At 62.9% G+C, this 17,048-nt stretch carries 15 protein-coding genes; 5 read left to right on the top strand and 10 right to left on the bottom strand.

Going from position 1 to position 17,048, the window contains the following annotated elements:
• Positions 1-4: 4 nt before the first annotated feature.
• The 8 genes from MPC4_RS07700 to MPC4_RS07735 all read right to left on the bottom strand — a co-directional run bounded on the left by MPC4_RS07700 (position 5) and on the right by MPC4_RS07735 (position 9,751).
• Positions 5-562 (bottom strand): F0F1 ATP synthase subunit B family protein, encoded by a 558-nt coding sequence (locus MPC4_RS07700; protein ID WP_174512003.1) that lies wholly within the window; start codon positions 560-562, stop codon positions 5-7.
• A 90-nt stretch (positions 563-652) separates the two neighbouring features.
• The gene (locus MPC4_RS07705; protein WP_134486290.1) at positions 653-880 is read right to left on the bottom strand and encodes a F0F1 ATP synthase subunit C; all 228 of its coding nucleotides are present in this window, start codon (positions 878-880) and stop codon (positions 653-655) included.
• Between the two features lie 54 nt (positions 881-934).
• A complete protein-coding gene (locus MPC4_RS07710; protein ID WP_174512030.1) occupies positions 935-1,675 on the bottom strand; it encodes a F0F1 ATP synthase subunit A in 741 nt (246 codons plus the stop codon).
• A gap of 82 nt (positions 1,676-1,757) precedes the next feature.
• Entirely contained in the window at positions 1,758-2,144 is a 387-nt protein-coding gene (locus MPC4_RS21180; protein WP_244628899.1) for an AtpZ/AtpI family protein, read from the bottom strand.
• 266 nt (positions 2,145-2,410) lie between these two features.
• Complete coding sequence (gene smc, locus MPC4_RS07720; RefSeq protein ID WP_174512004.1) at positions 2,411-5,866, bottom strand: chromosome segregation protein SMC; 3,456 nt, start codon at positions 5,864-5,866, stop codon at positions 2,411-2,413.
• A gap of 252 nt (positions 5,867-6,118) precedes the next feature.
• Positions 6,119-6,772, bottom strand: a complete 654-nt coding sequence (locus MPC4_RS07725; RefSeq protein ID WP_174512005.1) for a DsbA family oxidoreductase — start codon at positions 6,770-6,772, stop codon at positions 6,119-6,121.
• A gap of 249 nt (positions 6,773-7,021) precedes the next feature.
• Positions 7,022-7,795 (bottom strand): SPFH domain-containing protein, encoded by a 774-nt coding sequence (locus tag MPC4_RS07730; protein WP_210253614.1) that lies wholly within the window; start codon positions 7,793-7,795, stop codon positions 7,022-7,024.
• Positions 7,796-7,915: 120 nt separating this feature from the next.
• Positions 7,916-9,751 carry an extracellular solute-binding protein gene (locus MPC4_RS07735; protein WP_174512006.1) on the bottom strand — a complete coding sequence of 612 codons (1,836 nt, stop codon included), beginning with the start codon at positions 9,749-9,751 and terminating at the stop codon, positions 7,916-7,918.
• Between the two features lie 312 nt (positions 9,752-10,063).
• Between MPC4_RS07735 and MPC4_RS07740 the strand changes: the two genes are divergently transcribed.
• On the top strand, positions 10,064-10,858 hold the full coding sequence (locus MPC4_RS07740) for an invasion associated locus B family protein (protein ID WP_174512007.1): 795 nt from the start codon (positions 10,064-10,066) through the stop codon (positions 10,856-10,858).
• 98 nt (positions 10,859-10,956) lie between these two features.
• Here MPC4_RS07740 and MPC4_RS07745 read toward each other — a convergent pair whose 3' ends face one another.
• Together MPC4_RS07745 and MPC4_RS07750 are read right to left on the bottom strand one after the other, a co-directional pair.
• Positions 10,957-11,592 (bottom strand): response regulator, encoded by a 636-nt coding sequence (locus tag MPC4_RS07745; protein ID WP_174512008.1) that lies wholly within the window; start codon positions 11,590-11,592, stop codon positions 10,957-10,959.
• Positions 11,589-13,046, bottom strand: a complete 1,458-nt coding sequence (locus MPC4_RS07750; RefSeq protein WP_174512009.1) for a histidine kinase — start codon at positions 13,044-13,046, stop codon at positions 11,589-11,591. Before MPC4_RS07750 ends, MPC4_RS07745 begins: the two co-directional genes overlap by 4 nt.
• Before the next feature lie 324 nt (positions 13,047-13,370).
• Between MPC4_RS07750 and pyrH the strand changes: the two genes are divergently transcribed.
• From pyrH to MPC4_RS07770, 4 genes are all read left to right on the top strand, one after another.
• A complete protein-coding gene (gene pyrH / locus MPC4_RS07755; protein WP_174512010.1) occupies positions 13,371-14,129 on the top strand; it encodes a UMP kinase in 759 nt (252 codons plus the stop codon).
• Positions 14,130-14,354: 225 nt separating this feature from the next.
• Complete coding sequence (gene frr / locus MPC4_RS07760; RefSeq protein WP_174512011.1) at positions 14,355-14,915, top strand: ribosome recycling factor; 561 nt, start codon at positions 14,355-14,357, stop codon at positions 14,913-14,915.
• A 269-nt stretch (positions 14,916-15,184) separates the two neighbouring features.
• A complete protein-coding gene (locus MPC4_RS07765; RefSeq protein ID WP_134486306.1) occupies positions 15,185-15,967 on the top strand; it encodes an isoprenyl transferase in 783 nt (260 codons plus the stop codon).
• A complete protein-coding gene (locus MPC4_RS07770; RefSeq protein WP_244628900.1) occupies positions 15,964-16,899 on the top strand; it encodes a phosphatidate cytidylyltransferase in 936 nt (311 codons plus the stop codon). Before MPC4_RS07765 ends, MPC4_RS07770 begins: the two co-directional genes overlap by 4 nt.
• Positions 16,900-17,048: the final 149 nt, after the last annotated feature.

The following is a 17,048-nucleotide window of genomic DNA, read 5'->3' on the forward strand; positions in this document are numbered from 1 at the left end:
GGCCTTAAGCTTTGGCTTGGGTGACGGCCGCTTTGACCGCATTCTGGTCGGCGGGCTTGCCGGTGATCCGTTCGACGATGGCGGCGGCCGCGTCTGCGGCGATCATTCCGACATTGTCCATCGCTTTGGCTTTGGTTTCGACGATCTGCTTTTCGGAGGCGGCGAGCTTGGCGTTGAGGTCGGCCTCCAGCGCGTGCCGCTTCTCGTCGTTTTCCGCGTTGATCTTCGCCTGCGTTTGCTGGGCGAGGGCCTGCGCCTTGGCTCTGGCGTCGGCGATGGTTTTGTCCTGCTCCGCGGCGGCTTTTTCCGACTTTTCGCGGGCGGCGTGAGCCTCGTGCAAATCCTGCCTGATCTTGCCGGCGCGGGTATGGAGGATATTTTCGACGCGCGGCAGCGCGATCCTCGACATCAGATAATAGAAAAGCCCGAACGTAATCGCGAGCCAGATCAGCGTCGAGGCGAAACTGGCCGAATCGAATGGCGGAAAGGCATGCGCCCCATGGTCTATGTCAGCCGGCTCGACTGTGCCGCTGGTGTGGCCTTCGGGTGTATGACTAGCCATTGTCCAATTCCTGCGTCAAATCCTGAGCGAAAAGTCCGATGCAAAAAGATGCGCCCGGACTGTTTCCGCCCGGGCGCAACGCATTTGACGTTAAAGCACGAAAAGCAGAAGAATCGCCACGAGGAAGGCGAAAATGCCCAAGCCTTCCGCAAGCGCCGCGCCAATGAAGGCGCGCCCGAACTGAGCGTCGGATGCCGTTGGATTGCGCAGGGCGCCGGAAAGAAAATTGCCGAAAATCAGGCCGACGCCGATGGCGGCGGCGCCCATGCCGATGGCGGCGAGACCGGCGCCGATGAATTTAGCTGCAACGGGATCCATGTTTTACTCCTGGAGGCTTACGGAAGCGGGCGCTGATCTGTTGTTGATATTTATTCAGTGACCCGGATGAATTGCGTCGTTCAGATAGACGCAAGTGAGAATGGCGAAGACATAGGCCTGCAGCGCGGCCACAAACAGTTCGAAGCCCGTGAGCACGACGATGCCAATGAGAGGAAGCGGCGCGACTATGGCGTAAGCGCCGGCGCCGAGGAGAGCGGCGACGAAGCCGCCCAGAACCTTCAAGGTGATGTGACCCGCCAGCATGTTCGCAAACAGACGAACCGAAAGGCTGATCGGGCGCGAAGCGAAGGAAATGACCTCGATCAGCGCGATGAATGGCAGCAGCGCCGGCGCCACTCCCGACGGCACGAAGAGGCCGAGGAAATGCGTCCCGTGGCGGATGACGCCATAGACGATGACCATGCCGATGACGAGCGCTGCGAGCGCGAAGGTCACGATGATCTGGCTCGTCACGGAAAAGCTATAAGGAATGACCCCGATGATGTTCGCAAAGAACACGAAGAGAAACAGCGTGAAGACGAACGGAAAAAACCTCATCCCGTCCTGGCCGGAGGTCATCCGCACTGTATTCGCCACGAATTCGTAACTCATCTCGGCGGCCGATTGCAGCCGGCCGGGAATGAGCGAACGCGATGATGTGCCGACGATCATCAGCGCCGACGCCGCGAGAATGATAATCAGCATGAACAGGGACGAGTTGGTGAAGGACGCGTCAATGCCGAAAGGATGCAGGCTGATGATCGGTTCTACCTTGAACTGATGGATCGGATCCATTGCTTCTGCCACGTGCGAACCCCTTCGTATGACTTTGATTCCGGCCCCGATGTCAAAAACGCCGGAGCCGCCGCTTCAACCCTCAAGGCTTCGTGCCCGGAGGTTTGACGGCGATGCGATACACATTCCAAAATCCCGCCGCCGTCCCCAGCAGGAGGAGGACGAGAAGAAACAGCGGGCTGGTCCCGAACCATTTATCGAGTTGCCACCCGATCAGCGCGCCGACGACGACCGCCGACACAAATTCCGTAAGGACGCGAAAGCCGAGGCTCATCGCGCCGCCGAACGAGCCGGCCGTAAGGTCGGCGTCCTTGTCGCCGTTTCCGGCGCTCGAATCCTTGCTGGCGCCAAGATCGGCCGACAATTTGTCGAGCCTTGACCGCAGCGCCGCGGCTTCGCGCTGGTCCGCTTCAAATCGAGCGTCCGCGCGCTTTTGATCTTCGCTCCGAGAGTCGTCGCGCTCGCCCACAGCATCCGCCTCCGTTTCGAGGCGCCTCGCGAAGAGGCGCGGAAGCGTTTTATAGGTCGCCTCGCTGCGAAAAGCGAGCAAAGGCGGCGAATTTTGGGCGGGCGGCGCGGGAATAGGGCGACTGCAGAACAAACTCTTGCGAGCGGGGGCAACATATGGGCGGCGCAAATGCCTGTCAAGACTTAGACTGCGCGCGCTAAGCCTTTAGAACTACACTAAAATTCATGTTTTTTGGCAAAAGCCGCCGCGATGACGAATCGCCGCACTCAGCCGGCGTCGAGCAGGCGTTCGGCGTCTTCGAGATCGACGCTGACCAATTGACTGACGCCGCGCTCGGCCATTGTGACGCCGAAAAGCCGGTTCATCCGCGCCATCGTGATCGGATTATGCGTGATGGTGATGAAGCGCGTTTCCGTCTTGCGGCGCATTTCTTCCAGGAGATCGCAGAAACGCTCGACATTGGCGTCGTCGAGCGGCGCATCCACCTCGTCGAGAACGCAGATGGGCGAGGGATTGGTGAGAAAGATCGCAAAAATCAACGACATCGCGGTGAGCGCCTGCTCGCCGCCGGAGAGCAGCGTCATCACCTGCGGCTTTTTGCCCGGCGGACGCGCGAGGATTTCAAGCCCCGCCTCCAGCGGATCGTCGGATTCGACGAGCTGCAGCTCAGCGGAGCCGCCGCCGAACAGCGTCGTGAACAGCTCCCTGAAATGAGCATTGACCTTCTCGAAGGCGGCGAGCAGACGCTCGCGCCCTTCCTTGTTGAGGCTTTGAATGGCCTGACGCAAACGCCGGATCGCTTCGGTGAGGTCGGCATGTTCGGCGGCAAGACGCGCCTTGGCCGCCTCGGCCTCGGTGAGTTCTTCCTCGGCGCGCAGATTGACCGCCCCAAGCCGCTCGCGATCCTGCTTCAAGGCTTCGAGCCGGCGTTCGATGTCGGTCAGCGCCGGAAGATCATCATTGGCGCCGACTTGCGCCAGCGCCGGAAGCTCTTCAGGCGCGCAGTCGAGCTCCGCGCCAATGGCGCGCAAAACCTCGTCGAGACGCGCCCGCGCCGCTTCGATGCGCGCCTCGCTGCGCGCTTTTTGCTCACGCGCCGCGCCCATCGCTTCAAGCGCCATCCGCGCCTCGCGATCGGCCGCGGCGACCATCGTCTCGGCGGCGGCGCGCTCGTCCGCGGCCTCTTTGCGGGCGGCCTCGGCGGCGTCGATCTGATTCATCAACGCGCGGCGGCTTGCCAGGAATGTATCGGGCGCCTCCGCCAACCGTTCATATTCGATTGTGGCTTCCTCGATCCGCGCCTCGAAAGCGCTGATCTGGCCGCCGGAGCCTTCCGAACGCAGCAGCCAGGATTTGCGCTCATTGGCGATCGCCTCGAGGCGCCTCGCCCGCGATTGCGCCTCGCGCAAATGCGCCTGCAGTTCGGCGCGCGCCTCGCCGACGACGGCGCGCTCGCGGCCGGCTCGCGTGCGGCAGACTTCGAGCCGTTCAGCCAATTCGGCGGAATCCGCGAGATCATCGAGCGCCATCTGCGCCTCGGCGAATTTTTCCCGCGCTTCGTCGCGACCGCTGGTCAGGCGCTGCGTCGCCTCTTCCAGCGCGGAGAGGCGGGCCGCGGCGCTTGCCTCGGCGCGTTCGGCCGCGGCATGTCTTGCGCGCGCTGTTTCAACCTCGCGCAAGGCGGCTTTGTGGCTCTGGCGCGCTCCGCTTTCGGCGGCCGCGCAAGCGGCGACCTTGGCCTCGGCCTCCTCGGCCTCGGCTTTCAGCGCATCGGCGGTCTCGCGGGCGGCCTCGGCCTCAAGGGTCAGTTCGCCGAGACGATTCTTTTCCGTGAGGCGGCGCGCCGCCGGGGTCGGCGCCTCCGCCGCCTGGACGAAACCGTCCCAACGCCAAAGGTCGCCCTCTTTTGAGACCAGCCGCTGACCCGGCTTCAGCAGCGGGAGCAGGGCAGGGCCTTCGCTGCGGGAAACGACCCCGATCTGATTGAGCCGCCGCGCGAGCGCCTCGGGCGCCGTGACGAGATCAGCGAGTGGTTCGACCCCCTCGGGCAGGGCCGGATCGGCCCGCCTGTCGGTTTCAGCCCAATGCGCCGGCGCTGAAGGATTGGTTGAAGCGTCGAGATCATCGCCAAGCGCCGCGCCGAGCGCCGCTTCAAAGCCCCTTGCGACGGTAATTTCGTCGGTGACAGGGGGCCAGAAGCCGCCGCTCGCGGCAGTCAGCAGCTTCGAGAGCGTTTGGGCCTCGGTGCCGAGCTTTTGCGCCTTGCGTTCGGCCTCCGCCAGCTTTCCGCGCGCACTGGCTTCCAATGAGCGCGCGTCGGCATGGGCCGCCTCGAATTGGGCGATTTCATCTTCATAGGCGCCAGCGGTTTCGATCGTCTGCTCCAGCGCTTCCTGCAGCAGAGCGCGGTCCTCGCCGCCGCCGAGGTCAGCGAGAAGCGCGGCTTTCTCGTCGGCCACCTTTGTGAATTCCGCCTCAAGGCGCGCCAGTCTCGCGCGTTCGTCGCGCAGCGCGGCCTCGCAGCTCATCCGGCGAGCTTCGATTCCCGCGCGCTGCTCCTGCGCCTCGGATAATTCCGCTTCCGCCGCGGCGAGGGCGGCCTCCGCCTCGATCAGGCGGGCGCGGCCCTGCGTCTCGATGTCGGCTTCAGCCGCGGCGGCGTCCGAAAGTTCAGCCGCCTCCATGTCGAGACGTTCGAGAACGCCCGCGGCGTCCGCGATCAGCGCGCGTTCGCGCGAAAGATCGCTGCTCATTTGAGCGATGCGCTGCGACAATTCGGCGCTGCGCGCCTTGGCGCGCTTTTCCTCGCCGTCGAGCGCCTCCCGCGCGATGATCAGCCTTTGCAGATCGCCGCCGCGGGCGAGCTCCGCCTCGCGCAGCACTGGCAGAGCATGCGCCGCCATGCCTTGCGCGCGCGCGGCCTCCGCCTGGAGCCTTGTCTTTTCCTCAACCTCGCACGCAAAAAATGCGAGCTTGGCTTCGGCGTCGGCGAGAGCCTGCGTCGCCTCGCGATGATTGATCAGCGCGAGCAAAGCCTCGGAGCGCCGGATGCTGGCGGCAAGGTCGCGGTAACGCGACGCCTGCCGGGCCTGCCGTTCGAGACCTTTGGTCTGGCTCTCGATCTGCTGCAAAATATCATCGAGGCGCAAAAGATTGTCGGAGGCGGCCTTGAGGCGGAGTTCCGCCTCGTGGCGGCGCGAGTGCAGGCCGGCGACGCCGGCGGCTTCTTCCAGAATGCGGCGGCGCTCCTGAGGTTTCGCCGAGATCATCTGCCCGATCTGCCCCTGGTGCACCATCGCCGGAGAGCGCGAGCCGGAGGAGGCGTCGGCGAACAGAAGCTGGACGTCGCGCGCGCGCGTTTCGCGGCCGTTGACGCGATAGGTCGATCCCGATTCGCGTTCGATCCGGCGCGAGACCTCGATGGCGTCATTATCGTTGAAGGCGGCGGGGGCGGTGCGCGTGCTATTATCAAGAAAAAGGACGACTTCGGCCATGTTGCGCGCTGGCCGGTTGCCGCCGCCCGAAAAAATCACATCGTCCATGCCGGAGGCGCGCATGTTTTTGGACGAGGTCTCGCCCATCACCCAGCGCATCGCCTCGACGAGATTGGATTTGCCGCAGCCGTTAGGCCCGACAATGCCCGTGAGGCCCGGCTCGATCAGGAAATCGGTCGGCTCGACGAAGGTTTTGAACCCTGCGATGCGCAGTTTGGTGAATTTCATAGGACCAAGCTGAATGCGAGGCGCAAGGCCCCGCGGAAAAAACCTGCATCAGATTTGAGTGTTTACCGAACCCGTTAGCTTTTGGTTAACCGAAAATAGATAGGCGCGCGATTCGCCGCACCTGATTACGGCGCGAGCCAAGCGGCGCGCGCAAGACCGCGCGCTGAATTATCTGTGCACATCAAGCTTCAAAGCGGCAGGAGGGGAGTTAGGCGGCTATGACGCAAGCAAACCGCCAGATCGAAAACCCTCTCACTCATCCTCAATCGATCTGAACAGCGCGTCGGCAAAATCTTCGATCGACTTGACGCCGGTGATGGTTTCCTTGCCCGCGATGATGAAGCGCGGCACATGCTCGACGCCGAGCGCACGAAAGCCCGAGAGCTCCTGTTTCATCGCCCCGATATCGTCAGATCCGCTGAGAAACGCCTCGACAAGCTCCGGATCGATGCCTTTTCGGCCGGCGATCGCCGCGAGAACGCCGCGGTCTCCGATATCCTGCCCGCGCAGGAAAAAAGCCTCGAAAAGAGCCTCGACGATCGCCATCTCGACGCCGAAGTTGCGCGCGAAGCGGATAAGGCGATGCGCGTCGAGCGTGTTGGGCTGGCGCTCGATCTTGTCGTAGGCAAGCTCGAGCCCGAACTCGCGCGCGAGTTCGGAAAGATTGGCAAGCACTTCGTGAACCTCGCCCGGAGGGCCGCATTTCTCGGCCAGATAGGCGGCTCGATCCTGCCCTTCCGGCGGCATGTCGGGGTCTATCTGGAAAGGCCGCCAGCGAATATCGACGGAAAGCCCCGGCACCGTGCCGACAACGGCCCGGATCAGGTGCAAGCCGATGAAGCACTCGGAGCTGGCGATATCAGCCACGAGGTCAATAGCAATCGGCGACGGATCTTCGATGCTCATGCAAGGCTCCTGGGGCTTTTAAGTCCAACCTTGCGCATTCAACATTATAAACGTGTGAAAATAACATCAAATCATGCGTAAAAAAAACGGGCCGCCGTTCGGCTGCCCGACTCCGTGCCTCGGCTGGAATTCCACAAGGCTCTCATGGTGAAAATACATGGTCAAGCCTCAACTGACAATGGCCATTGCGCGTTGGCGCAACCATAGGCTGCGCAGCTGCGCCGGCTCAATACGGGCGCCGCAAAGGCTTCAGGCGCCGTCCGCCTTTCTGACGGAGAACGCGCGCGCCATTTCGACGAACTCGCTTGGCATCATGATGATGGTCATTGTGTTCTGCTCGGCACCGACTTCGGTGATCATCTGCATCCGGCGCAATTCGAGGCCGGCCGGGCTGTGCATGATGATCTCGGCCGCCTGACGCAGCAAGGCGGCCGCCTCGACTTCGGCTTCGGCCTTGATCTTGCGGGCCCGCTTTTCGCGAAGCGCCTCGGCCTCCTGCGCCATGGCGCGCTGCATCGATTCCGGGATCTCGACATTGCGCATCTGCACGCGCTCGACCTTTACGCCCCACGGTTCCGTCACGCGGTCGATCGAGGTCTGCAGCGCCTGCGCGATGGTTTCTTGTTCTTTCAGAACGTCGTCGAGCGTGTGCTGGCCGATGACGTTGCGCAGCGCCGTCACGGCGACCTGGATCACCGATTCGCCGACATTGGCGACCTCGATAACGGCGCGCTGCGGGTTCACGATGCGCCGCCAGATCACGGCGTTGATCTTGACCGGCACATTATCCTTGGTGATCGCCTCCTGCTGCCCGACCTCGGTCGTCATCGTGCGCAGGTCGACTTTCCAGCGCCGGTCGACGAGCGGGATCAGATAATAGAGGCCCGGCCCAGCGGTGCGCTGATATTTGCCAAGCCGCAGCACCACCGCGCGCTCATATTGATTGGCGATGCGGAAACCCGAAAGGACGAGAAGCACAAGCAGCAAGGCCAGAAAGGTCAAGGTCGCATCGCCCTCGATCATCGTCCGAGCCCTTTCGGCGCAGGAAGTTTGTCGGCGTAAAAATTTTGGTGAGCTTAGCGTAGTTTTTTGACGCGTAGTGCGGCAGCGTCGCCCGAAATGAAAAAATCCGCGTCCAATGCTTCAAGGCTGTTTGCGCCACCACGTATCAAGCGTCGAACTGCCGGTCGGCGAGCCATAATGCGGCAGCGAACGCGGCCGCTCCAGCGCCGCCGAGGCCGCGATCCATTCATCCGAGGCATGGAAGAGCGGCACGATATAAAAACCGGACAGCAGCACGCGGTCGTAGGCGCGCACGGCGGTGACGAATTCCTCATGCGTCCGGGCGGCGAGAAGGGCCGTGATCAGGGCGTCGACCGCGGGCGATTTCACGCCGGCAAGATTGAAGGAGGCTTCCTGACCGGCGCTTTTCGATCCCCAGCGCGAACGCTGCTCATTGCCGGGCGAAGCTGAGGCGATCCAGCTTCCGATCATCATGTCGAAGTCGAATTTCTGGCGCCGCCGCTGATATTGCACTTCGTCGACGAGTCTCACCTTCGCCGCGACGCCAATGCGCGCGAGAGAATCGGAATAGTTCAGCGCGAGGCGTTCCTGGCTGCGGTCTTTCACCATGATCTCGAAGGCGAGCGGCTCGTTTCCCTTCATCAACCGGCCGTCCTTTAAGACGTAGCCGGCCGCTTCGAGCAATGCGAGCGCGCGCTTCGGCATCGTCCGGTCGTTGCCGGATCCGTCCGTCACCGGCGGGCGCCAGCGCCCCTCGAGGATGTCGTCGCGGACGACGCCCGGAAATGGCGCGAGCAGGGCGCGCTCCTCGGCGCTTGCCGGGCGGCCCGTCGAGGCGAGTTCGGATTCATCGAAAAAGCTCTGCGTCCGCTTGTAAAGGCCGCTGTAGAGATTGGCGTTGATCCATTCGAAATCGAACATCAGGCCGAGCGCTTCGCGCACCCTGACGTCGTCGAACAGCGGCCGGCGCAGATTGAAGACAAAGCCTTCCATACCCTTCGGGCCGCCGATGGGCAGCGTCGCTTTCACATCGCGATGATCGCGCAGAGCCGGGAAATCATAGGCGGTGGTCCAGCGCACCGGGCTTGTCTCCTCGCGAAAATCGAGGAGGCCGGCGGCGAAGGCCTCGAACAGGCTGTTGGCGTCACGGAAATATTCGATGTCGATCTCGTCGAAATTGAAAAGACCGCGACGGACCGGCAGATCCTTGCCCCAGTAATTCGGATCGCGCTTCAAGATGAGGCGCTCGCCCGGCCTTACCTCGGCGATCTTGTAGGGGCCTGATCCGATCGGGACGTCGAGGTTAGCGTCGTCGAATTTCGCGAGATCGACGGCGTGCCGGGGCAGGACAGGCATCAGCGCCAGGGTCAGTGGCATTTCCCGATCGCCGGCGGCGGCGATCTCATAGCGGACGGTCCAGGGATCCGGCGTTTCGATCGATTTGATGAGAGAATAAGCGGCGCGCTGCTGCGGGCGGCCCTTGGTCTTGAGCAATTCGAAGGTGAAGCGCACATCGTCCGATGTGATCGGCGTCCCATCGGAAAAATGCGCGCGAGGATCGAGCCTGAAGGTCACGTGCGTGCGCTCGGAGTCGGTCTCGATCGTCTTTGCGATCAGCCCATAGAGCGTGAACGGCTCGTCGAGCGAGCGCGTCATCAAAGTCTCGAACACGTTGCCGTTCAATCCTTGCGCGGTCGAGCCCGCCTTGAGGTTGAAGGGATTGAGGCTGTCGAAAGCGCCGAGAAAGCCGATGGAGACGCGCCCGCCCTTGAGTGCGCCCGGATCGGCGTAGGGCAGGTGATCGAAACCGTCAGGCAGCGCCGGCTCGCCATGCATGGCGATGCCCGGCCGCGGCGCCGAATCGGCCCAGGCCTTCGAAGTCAACGCGGCAAGGCCGCAGAAAATCGCGCAAACGAGTGACGCGGCTGCGATGATTCGGGTTGAAATCTCAGTCATCGCGCCAATTTAGACCATTCAATCATGATTTTTTTGGCGCCGCCTCGCGGCAACCGATGGAGTCGCTGGTCCTGGCCGCCCAATTTTGAACGCGGACTTGCCAGTCACGCGCATCTTGGATAACCGGAACGCCATGGCGGCGTTGACACATAAAGCCCCGCGCGCATCAGCGCCATCCTTATCGGCGTCCGCAAAATCGGTTTTATCCGCCTCGCGTGCATTTCTTTGCCTGGCGTCTGAATTTGCTCACACGCGGGGGTGATTTTACCGAAAGCTTGAACTATAAGGGCGGACCATTTGAAAGGAATTCCAATGTCTTTCTCGTTGAAACGCTTCGGCGCGGCTGGTCTCGCTGGCTTGTTTTTGCTGGCCGGCGCGGAAGCTTTCGCGCAAGCAAAAAAGACGGCGCCAGCCAAGCCGGCGCAAGCTCCCGCGGCGGCGCCAGCCGCTCCGGCGGAAGCTCCGCCTCAGGCCGTGCCCGGCTCGCCGGCGCCGCAGCCGGCTCCCCAGCAGGGGCCGTTCAAGGTTGAGCTTTACCCGACCCAGAACGATTGGACGAAGGTCTGCGGCAAAGATCAGGCGGCCAATAAGGAAATTTGCTACACGACCCGCGATTTCAGCGCGCAAAAGGACCAGGCCCCCGTTCTCGCGCTCGCGGTCTACGACATCAAGGGCGAGGATACGCGTATCGTGCGCCTTCTGCTGCCGGTCGGTCTGATGCTCCGGCCAGGCTTTCGTTTCGCGATCGACAAGGGCGCGACGCAGGAAGGCGCGTTTGAAATCTGCTTCCCGAATGGCTGCTTCGCCGAGGCGCGGGTCAAGGGAACGACCATCGCCGAGATGAAGAAGGGGACGACGATGAGTATCGACGTCAAGAATCAGGCTAATAATCTGGTTACCTTCAGCGTCCCGATGGCCAATTTCGAAAAGGCTTTCGAGGGCCCGCCGGTCGATCCGAAAGTGCTCGAGGAGCAGCAGAAGAAATTGCAGGAGGAATTGCAGAAGCGGGCCGAGGAAGAGCGTAAGAAGCTCGAGGCGGCCAAGCCCGACGCCACGGGCGGCGCCGCGCCGCCCACCGCTGCGCCGGCGGCCCCGGCCAAGCCGTAAGGGCCAGTTCATCTGTCGCCCGGCGGCTGTCCTTCAGAAACCCGTTATTCAGGTCCGGGAGCCGCGCGGCTCCCGGACTTTGCATTTGTGGCTTGTCTCTAAACCTTGCTTCTCAATTCGACGGCGAATTTGATCAAGGCCGGGCTCGTGCCGATATGAAGCTTCTGCTTGACGGCCGAGACGATATTTGCCGCCGTCTTGTAGCCAATCGCCAGTGAAGCGGAAATTTCCGTCAGACTCATGCCTTCGCCAAGCAGGTTCACGACCTGCCGCTCCCTTTCGCTGAGGACGCGCAGCGGATCCTCGCTCGGCTCGAAATTGGCCAACGCAAGGTTCTGGGCGACCGATTGGCCAAGATAGACAGAGCCGGACAGGACTTTGTCGACGGCGTGAAGGATGGCGTTCGGATCGTCGTTTTTTGTGACATAGCCGCGCGCGCCGCGATCGAGCGCGCGGGTGACGAAGGTCGCCGCCTCATACATGCTGAAAATGACGACTCGCGTCGAAGGGTTGTCGCGCAAAAGCTCCGGGATGACCTCGAGCCCGCCAGTGTCGGGTAATTCGAGATCGAGGATGATAACCTGCGGGGAAAAGCTGCGGTTGGCCGCAAGGCCCGCCGCCGCCGAATTGGCCTCCATCGCGTCGAAATCGGATCGCCGCGCGAGGATTCGCAAACAGCCGTCGCGAACGATCGGATGATCCTCGATCAACAGGATTTTTACGCGCTCAGTCATGGAATGGCCGTCTCTTCCGCCCGTCTGTCGCCTGCTTGATCGCCGGCGGTCTCTGCCTGTGCTTTCGGCCCCACAGGAATGAACGCCTCGATCAAGGCTCCTCCTGTCGCGCCGGCGCCGATCTTAAGGCGCCCGTCGAGTTTTCGCACTCTCTCGCTCATGCCCAAAAAACCGAAGCCATATCTGAAATCAGCCGGCAGGCCGGCGCCGTCGTCTTCGATCCGCAAGCGGAGCTCAGGGCTCCCCGAAGGCGCGGCGGCGGCGTCAACCGACATGCCGATGCGAACGGAGCCCCCCTTCGAATGGCGTGCGACATTGGTCAGGCATTCCTGCACGATGCGATAGCTCGTCAGGCTGACCTCTTCATTGAAGATCCGCCCTTGGCCCGCAATATCGATCACGCATGAGAAATCACGGTGCTGCGACCGCCAGGCCTCGGCAAGCTGGCGCAGGGCGTCGGGTAGGCCCATCTGGTGCAAGATGACCGGCCGGATGCGATCGAGAATGCGATAGTTCTGCTTTTGGATGGCGTCTGCGAGCGCCGAGATTGTTTGCGCGCGCTCGACGATCTCGCGCGCCTCGGCAGGGCCGATGAGGGAGCCGGACGCCGCCTCGACGATGCAGGAGGCGGCGGCCCTGACGCCGAACAGGGAAGCGCCGAACTCGTCGTGGAGCTCGCGGGCGAGTTCTTTGCGTTCGGCGTCCTGGATCGACAGCAGACGGTCGATGAGCAGATGATTATTATCTTCGGAGCGCGCGAGCGTCGCGGCGAGCTTGTTGAAGTGCTCGCCGATGCGGCGCAATTCGGCGATCCTGATCTCCCCCACCGCGCCGAACTGCCCTCGGCCCAGCCGATCGAGGCCATCGACGAGCTGGCGTAGCGGCGCCAGCGTATGGCGCGCGGTCAACAGGATCAGCGTCACGATGGCGATCGAGATCGCGATCAAAAGCGCCGTCAAAAACAGAAGGCTGGACCAGATCTCGGCGATTTCGTCGGCGGGTTCGCTCGACATCACGATCTCGCCGCGCGGCGCGCCGCCGATGGCGACGGGATAGATCTTTTCAATCGTCGCCGGCCGGAGCAGGGCCTGAAACCAGGCGGGGACCGCGGTTTTCGGCTTCGGGGGAGCGCCCGGTTCCGGGAACGGGGGGGCGGCGGCCCCCGCGGCATAGGCGACCTTGATATGGCGAACATGCGCGAGGCCTTCGCGCAGCCGAGACAGCGCCTGGCTCTGCGCTGTGGCGTCGCCGCTTCTCGCATCGGCGAGATCGTCAAGCGCATAACGGATCAGGTGATCGCCAAGCGTCAGGCCGGAGTCGATTTCCGAAGCGATGCGGGCCTTTGCGCCATAGAGAGTGACGCCGATGACAGCGGCGATGCCAAGCGACAGAATGCAGGCCGGAATGAGAATAAGCCGCATTCTGATGGAGTTTTGCGCGGTCAAATGCGGCATAACGGAGGTGCGCTCTTTAGAAAGCATCCTGGACGAATGGTTCGCGCCTTCATCGCCAGCCGGCGACTTCGGCGTTTTATGCGTGGCCATTACGAAAGAAGCAATTTATTCACGGCGTGGGCGCAAAGCGGAGTGCGCCGGCTCTCGTCGCGGGCGCCCGGCCCACCTTGCCCGCTTAATGGTTTCGTCGCAATAATTTGCATATGACTTGACGGGTCAAAGCGGCATGCGCCATGTAGCGGCGCTTTGGCGCCGCCTGCTCGCGACCGGCTGAGCGGCCGGATTTCAGGCGAAGATTTTCAACCAACGAGAATGGCGGCGTTGATGACCGAGACCAGCCAAGAGGGCTCTGCGCCCAGCCTCGCCTCCAAGCCTTCGCCCTGGCGGCGCGTCGTCGTCAAGCTTTCCGGCGAGGCGTTGATGGGCGCGCACAGCCACGGCCTTGACATGCCCACCCTGACGCAGATCGCCGCGGACCTTTCCGGCGCGGCGGCGCTTGGGGTCGAGGTGGCGGTAGTCGTCGGCGGCGGCAATTTTTTCCGCGGCATCGCAGGGGCAGATAAGGGCATCGAACGGGCGCGCGCCGATTCGATCGGCATGCTGGCGACGGTCATGAATGCGCTCGCGCTCGAATACGCCATTGAGAAACAAGGCAAGAGCGCGCGGGCCTTGTCGGCTGTGCCGATGCCATCGCTGTGCGAGCCTTTTTCCCGGCAGGCGGCGCTGCATCATCTCGGCAAGGGCCGCATCGTGGTGCTGGCGGGCGGCACGGGCAATCCCTTTTTCACGACGGATACGGGAGCGGCCCTGCGCGGGGCGGAGCTGTCCTGCGATCTCATCATGAAAGCGACGCAGGTCGATGGCGTTTATTCAGCGGATCCAAAACGCGACCCGGCCGCGACCCGCTATGAACAACTGACGCATGACGAGGCGATCGCCAAAAACCTCGCTGTCATGGACACCGCCGCCTTCGCCCTCGCACGGGAGAACCGGATTCCGATCATCGTTTTCTCGATTCGTGAGCCTGGCGCGATCTGCAGCGCGCTTCAGGGCCATGGCCGCTACAGCCTCGTTTCGCCCTGACGGCTCGAATTCGCTCCGGCGCGCTGGCCGAACGAACACCGGCGTTGGGCGGCGATTGGCGCGGCGATCATGGCGCCGGGTGGGGTTCAGGCGCCCATGCAATTGCGCGGGATCGACGAAAAGCTCTATCGTTTTGTTATAGCGCATTTCTTTGCGCGAAAGATCCCCCTTCGCCCGAAAATGGTCTAAAGGACCGTGCATGAGGACAGGCATCAGGATTTTACGATGAGCGCAGAATTCGACATTTCAGACCTCCAGCGGCGAATGCAGGGAGCGATCGCGACTTTGAAGCACGAATTGGGGGGACTGCGCACCGGGCGCGCCTCCGCGAGCCTCATCGAGCCGGTGCATGTTGAAGCCTATGGGCAGTCGATGCCCCTGAACCAGGTTGCGACGATCAGCGTGCCGGAGCCGCGCATGCTGTCGGTCCAGGTCTGGGACAAAGGCATGGTCGCCGCCGTCGACAAGGCGATTCGAAACTCCAATCTCGGGCTCTCCCCGACGGTCGAAGGGCAGATCCTGCGCATTCGCATTCCGGAGCTGAATGAGCAAAGGCGCAAGGAAATGGTGAAGGTGGCGCATAAATATGCCGAGGACGCGCGCATCGCGGTCAGGCATGTGCGCCGCGACGGCCTCGACACATTGAAGAAGTTGCTGAAAGACAAGGCGATCAGCGAAGACGATGAAAAAAGGCACGAGAGCGAAGTGCAGAAAGTCACGGATCAAAGCGTCGCCGAGGTCGATTCCGCGGTCGCCGCCAAGGAGCGCGAAATCATGCAGGTTTGAGCGAGGTCTTTTGGTATAAGGACACATGAGCCGGGCGCCGGGCCGGCGGCGAACCGGCAACCGCGCAGCGATCGGCTTTGCGGTTTTCCGGTTTCAGCGCGCGCTCGTGGTGCGGCCGGTTGCAGGGCTGAAAGCTTCCGGGCGCTGGCTCTTAAAGCTTCTAACAGGTCGAAGGCGCGGGCAGAATTGGGACTTTCCGTGAAATTTCGCTTAAAAGAACGAAGGCGCGGGCGGGGCCGCCGCGCGCCATTCTCGACCAGGACAACATCATGCACAGCATGATCTCGGACAAGCCCGCGCTGGCGGCGCAGCAGCGCCCCTTTGGCGCGCCCGCGCATGTCGGCGTCATCATGGATGGCAACGGGCGCTGGGCGGCGAGCCGCGGACTGCCGCGTCTTGAGGGACACAGGCGCGGTCTCGAAGCTTTGCGCGGCGCCGTCCGCGCCGCCATTGATTTCGGTCTCGATTATCTCACGGTCTACAGTTTCTCAATGGAGAACTGGAGCCGGCCTATGCAGGAGGTCGCCGACCTCATGGGGCTGCTGAAGCGCTTCATCAGGCACGATCTCAGCGACCTCGATAAGGCTAACGTCAAGATCAGAGTGATCGGCCGGCGCGACGATCTTCAGGAAGATATACGCACATTGCTCGTCGAGGCCGAGGAGGCGACCTCCGCGAACACCGGGCTCAATCTGGTCGTCGCCTTCAACTACGGAGCGCGGCAGGAAATCGCCGCGGCCGCGCGCGCGCTCGCCGAGGATGTCGCCGCCGGACGCGTCAAGGCCTGTGACATTGACGAAACGCTTTTCGCCCAGCGGCTCGATACGGCCGGCATTCCAGATCCCGATCTCATCATCAGAACCTCCGGCGAAAAACGGCTGTCCAATTTTTTGATGTGGCAAGCGGCCTATTCCGAATTCGTCTTCTTGCCGATGCATTGGCCGGACTTCGACCGCAAGGCTTTCGCGGCGGCTCTCGCCGAGTTCGGCTCGCGCGAGCGCCGGTTCGGCGGCGTCACCCCGGCTGTCGAGGCCGGCAAAGCGAGGACATGAGTCATTTGCTCGATAGGCCGGTTTCTCTCTCAATGCTGAAAGACGGCGCCGAAAACCCACGCGGCGTGGACGCGCCGCCCTTGCAGGGCCTTGACTGGAAGCGCCAGGGCGCCCGGCGGCTCGCCGATCTTCTCCCGCGCGTCGCTTCCTCGCTTGTGCTCGCCGGCGCGGCGCTGACGGCGGTCTGGCAGGGCGGCGCCATTTTTGCCGTGATCTGGTTCAGCGCAACGCTCGCCGTTGGCTGGGAATGGCAAAATCTGATCGACGCGCCGCGTCTGCGCCTGCGTTTCTTCATTGCGGCGACGGCTCTGGCCTTCGCCACTTTTTTCGCGGCCGAAGGCCGTTTCATCCTGGGTTGCGGCGTGCTGCTGGCCGCTGGCGCGCTGGCCGCTCTGGCGGCGGGCCCCCGCCGCAGGATATGGGCCTTCGCGGGCATCCTTTACGCAGGCGCCCTCATCGTGTCGGTGAGCCTTCTCTACGCGTTGCCGGCATTCGGCGCGAGAGCGATTTTCTGGCTTTGCGCCACGGTCTGGGGCACCGACGTTTTCGCTTATTTCGGCGGCCGCTTGATCGGCGGCCCAAAACTCTGGCCGCGAATTTCTCCCTCGAAGACCTGGTCCGGAACCCTCTGCGGCGTTTTCGCCGGAGCCTTGATCGGCGCTCTGATGGCCGCCGGTTTCGGCGGCGCGCGGCTCGCCTTGCCTATTTTCGCGCTCGGCCTTCTCACCGCGCTGGTGTCGCAGGGCGGCGATATTTTCGAATCCTTCGTCAAGCGCCGCTTCGACGCCAAGGATTCCAGCGCCCTGATCCCGGGTCATGGCGGGTTCATGGACCGGCTTGACGGCTTTCTCGCCGCGGCGACATTCGCCGCCCTGGTCGCGGCGTTAATCGGGGACTGGAGCTTGGCGTCAGGATTGTTCGATTGGCTCTAGTCGGCGTTCCCGACCCCGCCGCAAAAGCGGGAAAAGCGCGCAGCTCATCGGGTTCGTCGATAATTGCGCTCGGGAATGCGCCGGAACGCCGCTTTCCGGCGCTTCAAAGCTTCACTATCCAAATGTTTGCGGGCGTGATCTTATCCTGA

Source organism: Methylocella tundrae, from assembly GCF_901905185.1.
In the GTDB taxonomy this organism is placed as follows: Bacteria; Pseudomonadota; Alphaproteobacteria; order Rhizobiales; family Beijerinckiaceae; genus Methylocapsa; species Methylocapsa tundrae.